Origin of the sequence: Klebsiella sp. RIT-PI-d (genome assembly GCF_001187865.1) — a bacterium.
Taxonomy (GTDB): domain Bacteria; phylum Pseudomonadota; class Gammaproteobacteria; order Enterobacterales; family Enterobacteriaceae; genus Superficieibacter.
Genome location: NZ_LGIT01000004.1, coordinates 130,451 through 143,666 on the forward strand (window position 1 = coordinate 130,451; position 13,216 = coordinate 143,666).

Annotated in this window: 13 protein-coding genes; 6 read left to right on the forward strand and 7 right to left on the reverse strand. The window is 54.9% G+C overall.

What is annotated here, in order from left to right; translation table 11 throughout:
* Positions 1-192: 192 nt before the first annotated feature.
* The 5 genes from AC791_RS03860 to ftsY form a co-directional block, all read right to left on the reverse strand.
* Positions 193-1,461, reverse strand: a complete 1,269-nt coding sequence (locus AC791_RS03860; RefSeq protein ID WP_416202290.1) for a 4-aminobutyrate--2-oxoglutarate transaminase — start codon at positions 1,459-1,461, stop codon at positions 193-195.
* 172 nt (positions 1,462-1,633) lie between these two features.
* Complete coding sequence (gene rpoH, locus AC791_RS03865) at positions 1,634-2,488, reverse strand: RNA polymerase sigma factor RpoH (RefSeq protein ID WP_049839170.1); 855 nt, start codon at positions 2,486-2,488, stop codon at positions 1,634-1,636.
* 271 nt (positions 2,489-2,759) lie between these two features.
* Complete coding sequence (ftsX, locus tag AC791_RS03870; protein WP_049839476.1) at positions 2,760-3,824, reverse strand: permease-like cell division protein FtsX; 1,065 nt, start codon at positions 3,822-3,824, stop codon at positions 2,760-2,762.
* Positions 3,817-4,485: a cell division ATP-binding protein FtsE gene (gene ftsE / locus AC791_RS03875; RefSeq protein WP_049839171.1), complete on the reverse strand. Its 669-nt coding sequence runs from the start codon at positions 4,483-4,485 to the stop codon at positions 3,817-3,819. The genes ftsX and ftsE overlap by 8 nt, the downstream gene beginning before the upstream one ends.
* A 3-nt stretch (positions 4,486-4,488) precedes the next feature.
* Complete coding sequence (gene ftsY / locus AC791_RS03880) at positions 4,489-5,988, reverse strand: signal recognition particle-docking protein FtsY (RefSeq protein WP_049839172.1); 1,500 nt, start codon at positions 5,986-5,988, stop codon at positions 4,489-4,491.
* Between the two features lie 192 nt (positions 5,989-6,180).
* On the opposite strand from ftsY, the gene rsmD reads away from it, so the two are divergent.
* From rsmD to zntA, 4 genes are all read left to right on the forward strand, one after another.
* Positions 6,181-6,777: a 16S rRNA (guanine(966)-N(2))-methyltransferase gene (rsmD, locus tag AC791_RS03885; protein WP_049839173.1), complete on the forward strand. Its 597-nt coding sequence runs from the start codon at positions 6,181-6,183 to the stop codon at positions 6,775-6,777.
* Positions 6,767-7,039, forward strand: a complete 273-nt coding sequence (locus AC791_RS03890) for a DUF1145 family protein (protein WP_049839174.1) — start codon at positions 6,767-6,769, stop codon at positions 7,037-7,039. The genes rsmD and AC791_RS03890 overlap by 11 nt, the downstream gene beginning before the upstream one ends.
* Before the next feature lie 102 nt (positions 7,040-7,141).
* Positions 7,142-7,768, forward strand: a complete 627-nt coding sequence (locus AC791_RS03895) for a lysoplasmalogenase (protein WP_049839175.1) — start codon at positions 7,142-7,144, stop codon at positions 7,766-7,768.
* A gap of 76 nt (positions 7,769-7,844) precedes the next feature.
* Positions 7,845-10,040, forward strand: a complete 2,196-nt coding sequence (gene zntA / locus AC791_RS03900) for a Zn(II)/Cd(II)/Pb(II) translocating P-type ATPase ZntA (RefSeq protein ID WP_049839176.1) — start codon at positions 7,845-7,847, stop codon at positions 10,038-10,040.
* Positions 10,041-10,153: 113 nt separating this feature from the next.
* On the opposite strand, the gene tusA is transcribed toward zntA, so the two are convergent.
* The gene (tusA, locus tag AC791_RS03905) at positions 10,154-10,399 is read right to left on the reverse strand and encodes a sulfurtransferase TusA (RefSeq protein WP_049839177.1); all 246 of its coding nucleotides are present in this window, start codon (positions 10,397-10,399) and stop codon (positions 10,154-10,156) included.
* Positions 10,400-10,564: 165 nt separating this feature from the next.
* Here tusA and AC791_RS03910 point away from each other — a divergent pair, with 165 nt between their 5' ends.
* Positions 10,565-11,230 (forward strand): 7-cyano-7-deazaguanine/7-aminomethyl-7-deazaguanine transporter, encoded by a 666-nt coding sequence (locus AC791_RS03910; protein ID WP_049839178.1) that lies wholly within the window; start codon positions 10,565-10,567, stop codon positions 11,228-11,230.
* Between the two features lie 75 nt (positions 11,231-11,305).
* The gene (locus tag AC791_RS03915; protein WP_049839179.1) at positions 11,306-11,866 is read left to right on the forward strand and encodes a DcrB family lipoprotein; all 561 of its coding nucleotides are present in this window, start codon (positions 11,306-11,308) and stop codon (positions 11,864-11,866) included.
* Here the strand turns inward: AC791_RS03915 and AC791_RS03920 are convergent, their stop codons facing one another.
* Positions 11,867-13,078 carry an MFS transporter gene (locus tag AC791_RS03920; protein ID WP_049839180.1) on the reverse strand — a complete coding sequence of 404 codons (1,212 nt, stop codon included), beginning with the start codon at positions 13,076-13,078 and terminating at the stop codon, positions 11,867-11,869.
* Between the last annotated feature and the right edge of the window lie 138 nt (positions 13,079-13,216).

A 13,216-nucleotide genomic window follows, 5' to 3' on the forward strand; every position in this document is an offset into this window, starting at 1 on the left:
CCATTATTGCGGTGATTACGTGTGTTGTGATGTTGTTATGCGACACATTATTTTGATTGTAAGCGTGCTGAGCGCGTCTTTTCAGCATTCTATGCTAAAACATACCCCATTTTTATGATTTTGGAATAGCTAATTTGTCTGAGTGATAATAAGTGTGAGGCGGTACCACCGCCTCAAGGGGAAAACGCAGATTCACTCTGTCAGTGAACGTTCGATAATATTCAGTGCACGATGAAACTGGGCAGTGGGTATGGTGAGCGGATAGAGAAAGCGGATCACATTGCCGTACACGCCGCAGCTTAATAACAGCAAGCCGTCTGCCAGCGCCCGTTCGAGTACCCGGCGGGTAAATTCCGGCGACGGCTGTCCGCTCTGCGGATCGGCAAATTCAACGGCCACCATCGATCCCTGCGCGCGAATATCAGCAATATAAGGACACGCCGCGCGGGCCTTGTTGAGAACCTCAACCAGCTCTGCGCCGCGCTCCCGGGCGCAGGTACACAGCTGCTCCTCTTCAATAACGTCAAGTACCGCATGGGCGGCGGCGATGGCCAGCGGATTGCCGGCATAGGTGCCGCCCAGCCCACCCGGAGCAGGGGCGTCCATAACGTCTGCACGTCCGGTGACGGCAGAGAGCGGCATTCCACCCGCCAGGCTTTTAGCCATGGTCATAAGATCGGCTTTTGCCGCGTAGTGGTCCATGGCAAACATCTTACCGGTGCGGGCAAAGCCGCTCTGAACTTCGTCGGCAATCAGCAAGATGCCGTGCGCGTCGCACAGTGTGCGCACGTCCTGAATAAAGTCCGCCGGGGCAATATTAAATCCGCCTTCGCCCTGGACAGGCTCCAGAATAATGGCCGCCACCTGCCCGGGTTCAATATCGGCTTTAAAAATGCGCTCAAGGCTTTGCAGGGCGTCTGCCGTGCTAATGCCCTGTAGCGCGTTCGGATAAAGCGCATGAAAAATAGATCCCGGAAACGGGCCAAAGCCCGTTTTATAAGGCGCGACTTTGCCGGTCAGCGCGAGCGTCATGGCGGTACGACCGTGAAAACCGCCGCTAAAGGCGATAATGCCCGGACGCCGGGTATACGCCCGGGCTATTTTGACCGCGTTTTCCACCGCCTCAGCACCGGTGGTAAAGAAGGCTGTTTTTGCCGGACCGTCAATCGGTACACAGGCATTGATGCGTTCAGCCAGCGTAATATAACTTTCATAAGGAACGATTTGATACGCGGTATGGGTAAATGCCTGAAGCTGTTTTTCGATTGCCGCGATAATTCTGGGATGTCGATGTCCGGTATTCAGCACGGCAATACCGGCTGCAAAATCAATAATTTCATTGCCTTCGCAATCCCACAGCGTGGCATTTTCTGCCCGGTCAGCATAGAAATTGCACATTACGCCGATACCGCGCGGCGTCGCCTGTAAACGCCGCTGATTGAGTGATTCCTGACTCACGATAACCCCCTGCCACAAGACGTTCAAAAAGGATAAAGCGCACAGGTAATTGTTTGCCATAGCGTGTATTAACGCCAGCGGCAGTGAGTGTTCTGACAGAGGAAAGGATTATATCGGCAGGCAGAAAATAAAAACCCCCGGACAGGTCCGGGGGTTTTCAGGATAATCAGGTTTCTTACGCTTCGATGGCGGCACGCAATTTTTTCATCGCGTTTTTCTCAAGCTGACGTACACGTTCAGCGGAAACGCCGTAGCGATCGGCCAGCTCCTGCAACGTCGACTTATTGTCTTCGTCGAGCCAGCGCGCGCGAATAATCGCCTGGCTACGCTCATCCAGACCCTGCATCGCGTCAGTCAGTTTGTTAGCGGCCTGCTCTTCCCAGTTATCATCTTCGATGCCGTCAGCAAAGTTAGACGATTTATCCTGAAGATAAAGCACCGGTGCCATTGGCTGGCTGTCGGACTCGTCATCAGAAGACATGTCAAATGTCATATCCTGCGCGGCCATACGGGATTCCATCTCGCGCACGTCTTTGCTGGACACGCCCAGCTCACGCGCGACGATTTCGACTTCATCCTGGTTAAACCAGCCCAGACGCTGCTTGTTTTTACGCAGGTTGAAGAACAACTTACGCTGTGCTTTCGTGGTCGCGACTTTCACAATACGCCAGTTACGCAGAACGTATTCATGAATTTCAGCTTTGATCCAGTGGACGGCAAAGGAAACCAGTCGCACACCCACTTCCGGGTTAAAACGGCGCACGGCTTTCATCAGGCCGATGTTGCCTTCCTGAATCAGGTCAGCCTGCGGCAGGCCGTAGCCCGAGTAATTACGAGCAATATGAACAACAAAGCGCAGGTGTGACAGGATCAGCGTCTTAGCTGCTTCCAGATCGCCCTGGTAATGCAGCTTTTCAGCGAGCGCCCGCTCTTCATCGGCCGTCAACATCGGCCAGGTGTTCGCAGCCCGGATATACGACTCCAGGTTACCAACAGGGGCTAAAGCTAAAGTTTGCATTTCTTTGGTCATTCAAATCCTCTCAATTTACTGCTTACCGGCAGCGGCTTGCTCTGGGATACAGCAACAAACATGCCAGTGCGAATGAGCAACGAGAATATCAGCCACTCTTTTATCAGACCGTGATTTTACCCACAAGTTCAATGCAACATTGTGAATACGTTACGCACAAAATGTGACATATCAGCAAAAGAGTCAGGCAAGAGGAAGACGGGAATGGTGGATTACGCTTCCCCTGCACAGGGAATATTGCATTGCAGGGGAAGAGTATATCAGAAATTCATTAGTCCGGCGTAAAGTGACGTAAATGTTGTACGGTGGCAAGCCACGCGGCCACCCAGCCAATCATCGAGCAGACCAGCAGCAGCAGTAAACACTCGTCAAAAGAGAGGCCGCTAAGCGAAAACTGCGTGCCGAACACTTTTGCCACGTCCGTCACCGCGGATGAGAGCCGCATCACCAGGATCTCAGAGAGGATCAGCGACAGCAGCGCGCCGGAAAAACCCAGCACAGCGCCGCCGTAGAGGAACGGGCGCAGGATAAAACCGTCCGTTGCACCGATCAGCTTCTGCACGTTAATGCTGTCGCGGCGGGAGAAAATGCTCAGCCGCACGCTGTTACCAATAACGAGGAATACGGCGGCGATCATGAGCACGCCAATCATCGCCGACACGCGCCCCACCAGCCCGGTTAAAGACGCCAGACGGGCAAACCAGCTATCGTCCATGCGCACTTCATCCACACCTTGCACGCGACTAACACGATCGCGCAGCGTATTAAGCGAGTCGGTGCTCTGGAAATCCAGCTTCGGCACAACAACAGCCACGGCAGGAAGCGGGTTCTCTTCCAGCATGTCCAGCGCTCCGCCAAAGCCTGACCAGTTACGGAACTCGCCTAATGCTTCATCACGCGACAGATAGTTAACTTTATCCACGCCCTCTTCGGCCTGGAGTTGGCCCACTACGCGGGCTGCCGCATCGTCATCCAGCGTTTTTTCCAGATAGACGGTGATTTGTGGCGAAGGATAATACTGCGCCGCCGCCTCGCTAACGTTTTTGTACACCATATAACAGACGCTTGGCAGCGTCAGAGAAATGGCAATAACCATCACGGTGAGGAACGTCGCAAACGGCTTGATTTTAAGATCCTGGACCGCACCGTGCCACGCATAACGCACCTGCTCGTTAAAGACGTTCGTTTTACGTGACGCCGCTTTTGCCGCAGGTGGCTTATTACGCTTCGGCGTTCCACGATTGCCATCGCCAGAGGAGGATCCCGACGGCTTGCGGAAACGGTCGAACCGATTACTCAACTGCTTGATCTGATTCACAGCATCGCGTCTATTCACCGTGGCGGCCTCCATGCAAGTGCCCGTCGCTCAGGGTCAGCATCGGATAGGTACGACGCGAAATCAGTCCGATGTCGTGCGTCGCCATCAGTACCGTGACTCCCACGCGGTTAAACTCTTCAAACAGGCGTAAGATCCCTTCTGACAACGCGTCATCAAGGTTACCGGTCGGTTCATCCGCCAGCAGTACGGCAGGCTTGTTGACCACCGCACGGGCAATCCCCACGCGCTGTTGTTCACCGCCCGAAAGCTGAATCGGAAAGTTTCTTGCTTTGTCGAGCAGGCCGACTTTATCCAGCGCTGCCGACACCCGGCGACGAATATCATCCCCGCTGGCTCCGGCGATAATCAGCGGAATCGCCACGTTATCAAATACCGTACGATCCATCAGCAGATGGTGATCCTGAAAGATCATCCCAATTTGCCGACGTAAAAATGGGACTTCGCGGTTTTTAAGACGGCTGATGTCATGACCGCTGAAGTAAATTTTCCCGGCGCTGGGCCGCTCGATGCCACAGATCAGCTTAAGCAGCGTACTTTTCCCGGCCCCGGAATGCCCGGTCAGGAAGGCCATCTCGCCTTGTTGCAGGTGAAAAGTGACCCCCTGCAACGCTTGTCTCCCACCGAGATAGGCTTTGCTGACGTGTTCAAAGCGAATCATTAATTAATCCTCTCGGGCAAAAAGTGCCTCTATAAAATCGCCCGCATTAAACGGACGCAAGTCCTCTATACGCTCACCAACGCCGATATAACGAATCGGGATTTCAAACTGATCGGCAACAGAGAAGATCACGCCGCCTTTCGCGGTGCCATCCAGTTTTGTCAGGGTGATCCCGCTCAGTCCCACCGCTTCATTAAACAGTTTGGCCTGGCTTACGGCATTTTGCCCGGTGCTGGCATCAAGCGTCAGCATGACTTCATGCGGCGCGTCGACGTCCAGTTTTTTCATCACGCGGACAATTTTCTTTAACTCTTCCATCAGGTGCGATTTGTTCTGCAAACGCCCTGCAGTATCGGCAATCAGGACATCAATGTTGCGCGCTTTTGCCGCCTGAATAGCATCAAAAATGACCGAGGCAGAATCTGCACCGGTATGCTGAGCAACCACCGGAATGTTGTTACGCTGTCCCCAGACCTGAAGCTGCTCTACCGCAGCGGCACGGAAGGTGTCACCTGCGGCCAGCATGACCGATTTACCCTGCTGCTCAAACTGGCGTGCCAGCTTGCCAATGGTGGTCGTTTTACCCACCCCATTGACGCCCACCATTAAAATGACAAACGGTTTTTTGCCTTCAATATTAAGCGGCTCGTCCACTTTTGCGAGGATTTCACCCATTTCTTCTTTTAACAGGCCGTACAGCGCTTCAGCATCACGCAGCTGCTTGCGGCTTGCGCCTTCGGTCAGCCTGGCGATGATCTTACGGGTCGTCTCTACGCCAACGTCGGCAATCAGCAGCTGTTCTTCCAGCTCTTCAAACAGATCATCATCGATTTTTTTGCCGCGGAACAGACTGATAAATCCGGAACCGAGGTTTTCTTTTGTCTTGACCAGGCTACGTTTCAGGCGCGCGAAAAAACCTTCTTTGGTCGGTTTTTCCTGCTCCAGAATAACGTTATCCTGCGACTCGTCGTCAACCGGCACGACAATGACTGCGTCTTGCGCCGCACCGGCCGCCAGCGCATCCAGCTCTTCATCGCCGATCGGGGCGTCTTGTTGCGCTAACGGTTCCTGCTCGATCACCCACTCTTCCGGCTCAATCGTGGTGGGTGCCAGCGCTTCCGCCAGCGGCAATTCTTCATGTTCAACAAGAGCAACGGGTTCAGGCTCGACAACCGGCTCAGGTTCGACAACTGGCTCAGGCTCAACTACTGGTTCAGGCTCGACAACTGGCTCAGGCTCAATAACCGGCTGAGGGTCGACAACCGGCGCAGGTTCAATAACCGGCTCAGGTCTGGCGCTTTCTGCAACGTGCTCCGTAACCTCAACAACCTCAGCAGCAAATGCCTCTGACTCCGCCTCGCTATGCGGTGCTGATTCCGCTGCGGTTTCATCTGCAACCGGCAACTGTTCTTCGGGCTTCTGCTCGGCCTGTGCTGTTTGCTCGTCATCTTTTTGACCAAAGCCCAGCCAGGAAAAAAAGCCACGTTTTTTTTCTTTTGCCATTTGCGACTACACTCCCGCTATTAATTCAACGCTCAGTCCCTAAGCCATATGCCGGGCACTGAAAATTCGGATGAAATTCGTAACCTAGTCTATCACTTAACTTCACGCGCTTCACCGCTTGCGGAATAAGGTTTCACCGCAGGCATCGCATGGTTAGAATAGCAGGCTTAAACAGAGACCAGAGCAGCAAAAATGAAGAAACCTAATCATGCAGGCAGCGGTCAGATCCGCATTATCGGCGGACAATGGCGCGGTCGTAAATTACCGGTTCCGGACAGTCCCGGCCTGCGCCCCACCACCGATCGGGTCAGAGAAACCTTATTCAACTGGCTGGCCCCCTCAATGGTTGATGCCCGCTGTCTCGACTGTTTTGCCGGAAGCGGCGCGTTGGGGCTGGAGGCGCTGTCGCGTTATGCGGCCAACGCGACGCTGCTGGAAATGGAGCGTTCCGTTGCCCGGCAGCTACAGAAAAATCTCGCCACGCTTAACGCGGCGCAGGGGCGTGTCGAAATCGTTAATACGCTGGCGTTTCTTAATCAGCCTGGAACGCCTCATGATATCGTGTTTGTTGATCCCCCTTTTCGTCAGGGACTGCTGGAGCAAACATTGAATTTGCTGGAAAACAATCACTGGCTTGCCGATAACGCGCTGGTTTACGTTGAAAGTGAAGTGGAGAACGGTATGCCGCCGGTCCCGGCGCACTGGCAGCTGTACCGTGAAAAAGTCGCAGGCCAGGTCGCCTATCGTCTGTATCAGCGAGAAGCGCAAGGAGAACACCATGCTGATTAACCTCGGTCGTTTGCTTATGCTCTGCGTCTGGGCATTTTTACTGCTGAATATTGTTCATCCGTTCAAATATCCGGCCAATATTTTTATTAACGTCGCGCTGGTATTTATGATCCTGATGCACGGCCTGCAACTGGCGCTACTGAAGGCAACGCAGCCGAAAGAGGGTCCGCCGTTAACCGCAGCGCAAAAGGCCCGCATTTTCGTGTTTGGCGTTTTTGAACTGGTCGCCTGGCAGAAGAAACTTAAGCATCGGCAAAAATGAGCCGGGATCTGGCGTTGTCATCTCTCTTCGCCAGACACTACACTGATTAACAGGGCTGTGGGCATAACGCCTGCGTAGTTTTAGCGAATTCAAGGAATTATGATGCTCTGGTCATTTATCGCGGTCTGTTTTTCAGCCTGGCTGTATGTCGATGCGTCTTATCGTGGACCCACCTGGCAACGCTGGGTATTTAAGCCGGTGACGCTTCTGTTGCTGCTGTTGCTTGCCTGGCAGGCACCGATGTTTAATGCCATCAGTTATCTGGTGCTGGCAGGACTGTGCGCAACGCTGATAGGCGATGCGTTAACCCTGCTGTCGCGTCAGCGGCTACTTTACGCTATCGGCGCATTCTTTCTCTCGCACCTGCTGTATACCATCTATTTTGCCAGCCAAATGACGCTCTCGTTCTTTTGGCCGCTACCGCTGATCCTGCTGGTCGTTGGCGCATTACTGATGGCGACGATCTGGACGCGGCTTGAAGAGTTGCGCCTGCCGATTTGCACGTTCATAGCCATGACCCTGGTTATGGTGTGGCTGGCCGGCGAGCTGTGGTTCTTCCGTCCGACGGATACCGCGCTTTCCGCTTTTGTCGGTGCGGTTTTACTACTGCTGAGTAATATTGTCTGGCTGGGGAGTCATTATCGCCGCCGCTTCCGCGCCGACAGCGCCATCGCCGCGGCCTGCTACTTTGCTGGCCATTTTCTGATCGTGCGTTCACTTTATCTCTGATTCAGCTTGACTCTGGAGTCGACTCCAGAGTGTATGCTCCGGGTAATGAGAAATTTATCATTGCCCGGAGGGTACAATGTCGACATCCGATCCTGAGAGCAAAAAAGCCCCTCAGTTTTCCACCCTCAGGTTTACGCCCGCTAAATCTGAGTCTGCCCCCTGCTGCGCCGGGACATCATGTTCAGATGAAACGCCCCGCCAGACTGCGCTGCCGGATGCGCGTTATCGCTGGAAAGTTGAAGGCATGGACTGTGCCGCCTGCGCGCGTAAAGTTGAAAATGCGGTCCGCCAGGTCGCCGGGGTAACCCAGGTTCAGGTATTGTTTGCCACCGAAAAACTGCTGGTGAACGCCCCGGATAATGTGAGCCAGCAAATTGAGCAGGCGGTACAACAAGCGGGCTATACCCTGCGCAGTGAAAACGCACCGCCGCCTGACGTCTCACGCCTGCGGGAAAATCTGCCGCTAATTGTTCTGATTGTGATGATGGGCATAAGCTGGGGCCTTGAACACCTGAGCCACCCGGCGGGTCAGACCGCGTTTGTCATTACCACGCTGGTAGGGCTTTATCCTGTACTGCGTCAGGCGCTACGGCTCATCCGCAGCGGAAGCTGGTTTGCCATTGAAACGCTCATGAGCGTCGCCGCCCTCGGCGCATTGTTTATCGGCGCAACCGCAGAGGCAGCGATGGTGCTGCTGCTGTTTTTAATCGGCGAACGCCTCGAAGGTTGGGCAGCCAGCCGTGCGCGGCAGGGCGTTAGCGCATTAATGGCGTTAAAACCCGAAACGGCCGTGCGCGTACTCAATGGACAGCGTGAGACGGTTGCCCAGCGCGATTTGCGTCCGGGGGATGTTATTGAAGTCGCCGCCGGTGGACGTCTGCCTGCCGACGGTAAGCTGCTTTCCGCATTTGCCAGCTTCGACGAAAGCGCCCTGACCGGGGAATCGATCCCGGTAGAACGCGCAACGGGAGAGAGTGTTCCGGCAGGGGCCACCAGCGTCGATCGGCTTGTCACGCTGGAGGTGATTTCCGAGCCTGGCGCGAGTGCTATCGATCGTATTTTGACGCTGATTGAAGAAGCTGAAGAGCGCCGCGCGCCCATTGAACGCTTTATCGACCGCTTCAGCCGCATTTACACTCCAGCCATTATGGCGCTGGCGCTGCTGGTCGCCGTGGTGCCTCCCCTGCTTTTTGCCGCGAGCTGGGACGAGTGGATTTATAAGGGGCTGACTCTGCTGCTGATTGGCTGTCCGTGTGCGCTGGTGATCTCAACCCCGGCGGCCATTACTTCTGGCCTCGCCGCCGCCGCAAAACGGGGCGCGCTGATCAAAGGTGGCGCAGCACTGGAGCAGCTCGGGCGCATTCAGCGCATCGCTTTCGATAAAACCGGAACGTTGACCGTAGGGAAACCGCAGGTCACCGGGATTTTCCCTCTGTCAGGTGATGAAAATACGCTGCTGGCGCTGGCGGCGGCCGTTGAGCAGGGTTCAACCCATCCACTGGCGCAGGCGATTGTGCAGGAAGCACATACCCGTGAACTGACGCTGCCCCTGGCAACCGAACAGCGCGCGCTGGCAGGCCATGGAATTGAGGCCGTCGTCGCCGGAAAACCGGTTCTGATCTGCGCCGCAGATAAATTCTCCGGCGAGATGTTTAAGACGCAAATTCATGCCCTGGAGCAGGAGGGACAAACCGTGGTGATGGTGGTGCAGGATGGCACTGCATCTGGCACGATAGCGCTGCGCGATACTCTGCGAAACGATGCGCGGGAAGCCGTTACCGCACTGCATCAGCTTGGCATCCAGGGCATCATTTTGACCGGCGATAACCCCCGCGCCGCCGCTGTTATTGCCGGTGAACTGGGACTGGAATTTAAGGCCGGCCTGATGCCAGCGGATAAAGTTCAGGCGGTCAGTGAACTCAATCGTCAGATGCCGCTGGCGATGGTCGGCGACGGGATTAACGACGCCCCGGCAATGAAGGCTTCAACTATCGGCATCGCGATGGGCAGCGGAACGGATGTGGCACTGGAAGCGGCGGATGCGGCGTTAACCCATAATCGTCTGACCGGCCTTGCACAGATGATCGCTCTTGCCCGGGCGACGCACGCGAATATCCGGCAGAATATTGCCATCGCACTGGGATTGAAAGGCATTTTCCTGGTCACCACGCTGCTCGGTGTTACCGGACTCTGGCTGGCGGTGCTGGCGGATACCGGTGCTACAGTACTGGTCACCGCGAACGCCCTGCGATTACTGCGCAAAGGTCGTTAAGAGTGATGCCCTGTGCGGCAAAATCCGATCGTGATTACGGGCCGATCCAGGCTGTCGCCGGGATCGCTCCACGCGAGAGGCTGGAAGGGTCGCAGAAATCTTCAGTCGGCTAATCAGTGGCCTTTGCGCAGCAAATAGCGGTACGGCAGCGCGTCCGTCTCCTGCGCGATCAGCTCATGTTCCATAAAAGTACAAAAACCGGGAATATCGCGGGTGGTGGCCGGATCGTCAGCAACAATCGCCAGCGTCTCACCCACCTGCATATTACGCACGGTTTTACGCACCATCATTACCGGCTCAGGGCAGCGAAGGCCCTGCGCATCAAGAGTATGGTCTGCAGTCGAAAACGAATCAGTCATGGTTATCTCGCCCCTTCAAAACGGCGATAGTTTACGCCGCCTTTTTTGTGACGCAAGTCAGGTTAACGATTGCGTGAAAAACAACCGTTGCAATGTCCGGTTAAAGCAGTATCATGCGGCGGTTTTCATTGGGTTCCCTCACCCCAACCACTAAAAAGGCTACATATGATGCATTTCACCTCTACTCAGCGTATGAAAGCGCTGGTATGGCTATCGCTATTTCACCTGCTGGTGATTATCTCCAGTAACTATCTGGTCCAGTTACCGGTCGCTATTTTTGGCTTCCACACCACCTGGGGCGCGTTTAGCTTTCCGTTTATTTTTCTCGCCACCGATCTCACGGTACGCATTTTCGGCGCACCGCTGGCAAGGCGCATTATTTTTGCCGTTCTGGCTCCGGCGCTGCTGGCGTCGTATGTCATCTCTTCCCTGTTTTACATGGGCGAGTGGCAAGGATTTGGCGCGCTGGCACACTTTAACCTGTTCGTCGCCCGTATCGCAGCAGCCAGTTTTATGGCCTACGCGCTGGGACAGATTCTTGATGTGCACGTCTTTAATCGTCTGCGGCAGAATCATCGCTGGTGGATGGCTCCGGCGGCCTCAACATTATTTGGCAATATCAGCGACACGTTAGCCTTTTTCTTTATCGCTTTCTGGCGCAGTTCCGACCCCTTTATGGCATCGCACTGGGTTGAAATCGCGCTGGTGGATTACAGCTTTAAGATTATTATTAGTCTGCTTTTCTTCCTGCCCATGTACGGTATCGTGCTCAATGTGCTGTTAAAAAGGCTGACGGATAAATCTGATTTCTCGGCATTGCAGGCCCGTTAAAGGTTCAGCGTTGCGGTTGTGTTAAGATAGGGCCATGAGCCGTTTATGGCCGTGTATCGAATAAGGAAGAAGTCAATGCGCAATCTGGTTAAGTATGCTGGTATTGGCCTGCTGGTGGTGGGGCTTGCGGCATGTGATAACAACGAATCGCCGTCCTCATCTGCTCAGGCAGCCTCGACGGAAAATAACGTCACCGCACAACCTATAAGCCTGCTGGATGGGAAAGTGACGTTCTCGCTGCCGGCTGATATGTCCGATCAGAGCGGTAAACTGGGTACGCAGGCCAACAACATGCACGTTTATTCCGACCCAACCGGTCAGAAAGCGGTGATCGTTATTGTGGGTGACAGCACTGAAGAAGGGCTGGATGTGCTGGCAAAACGTCTTGAGGATCAGCAGCGCAACCGTGACCCGCAGCTTCAGGTGGTCTCCAACAAGCCGCTGAAAGTCAAAGGGCATGATATGCAGCAGCTCGACAGCATTATCTCTGCAAAAGGCCAGACCGCGTGGTCTTCCGTCGTACTGAGCAAGGTGGATAATAAACTGCTGACCCTGCAGGTTACTCTGCCGGCAGATAATCAGCAGCAAGCCCAGACCACGGCTGAAAACATTATCAATACCGTGGTGATTAAATAATTATCCGACGGCTTCCGGTGGTAACACGGGAGGCCGTTTTTTTAGCCGCCATCCCAGCAGTAGTGCAAGCGTAACCAGTCCAGCCGCCGCCAGATAAATCATCGGCACGCCGGCCCAGGTCATTAACAGCCCCGCCAGTGGCCCGGTGATCCCAAGCGACATATCCATAAATACCGTATAGGTTGCCAGCGCCGAACCCTGATTCTGCTGCGGAACCGCCTTAACCGCCACCACACCCAACGCCGGGAAAACCAGCGAGAAACCCGCACCGGTTAGCAGCGTGCCGATTTTTGCCAGCAGCGGCGTTGCCGCCATCCCCACCATCAGCAGGCCAATAATCTCAATGACGAAGCAGATCATCGCGACGTTTAGTCCGCCCAGGCGGTTAATCGCATTCGGGAACAACAGGCGCGCGCCGACAAAGGCGCAGCTAAACAGGGTTAACGCAAATGCGGCGCCATCCCAGCCTTTGGCATCATAAAACAGGGTAATGAATGTGGCGATTGCGCCAAAACCGGAAGATGCCAGCGCTAGCGCCATTCCGTAAGGCCATACCCGGCCCATTACGGCGCGAAATGACATGGCTTTTCCACGACTGGCGGTGACCGCTGCACGCGGCAGTGTGCCAAGCAGCGCCCCCAGTGCGACGGCCATAATAACCAGCGCCACCCCCTGAAGTCCGGCCCACTGATAACATAACATGCCGAGCGGTGCGCCCAGCGCCATCGCTCCGTAGGTGACAATTCCGTTCCACGAGATAACCCGGCCAATATGTCGTGACCCTACCACGCCCACGCCCCACAGCGTCGAACCTGTTCCGGCAAAACTCTGGCCGAATCCGAGTACGATGCGCCCCAGGCACAGCAGCACCAGACTGAATACCGGCCAGTGACTGCCCGATGCAGCCAGCAGATAACCGACGCCGCTCAGAAAGCAGCCGCACAGGCCGAAGACAACAATTTTCTTCGGCCCAAGCAGATCGGCATAGCGACCGGCATGTGGGCGACTGAGCAGCGTGGCAAAATATTGCAGACTAATGACAAGCCCGGCCCAGAAGGCACTAAAGCCCATTACATCATGAACATAGCCAGGAAGAACGGCCAGCGGCAGACCAATCGTCAGGTAACTGGCGAAGTTAAACATGGCGACAGAAAGTATCCGCAGGTTCAGGCGCAGGCCACCTGGCTCCGGCCCGGCGACGGGTTCAGGCATAACAATTATTTCCTTTTTACAACGGTGTTTCATTATTACACGCATTCAGGATTTTGTGTCTCTAACGAATATTCAACAAACCGCTATACTCAACAACAATCCCGTTGCGCCTGTGCATCTTCAGAAGCCTGACTCTGA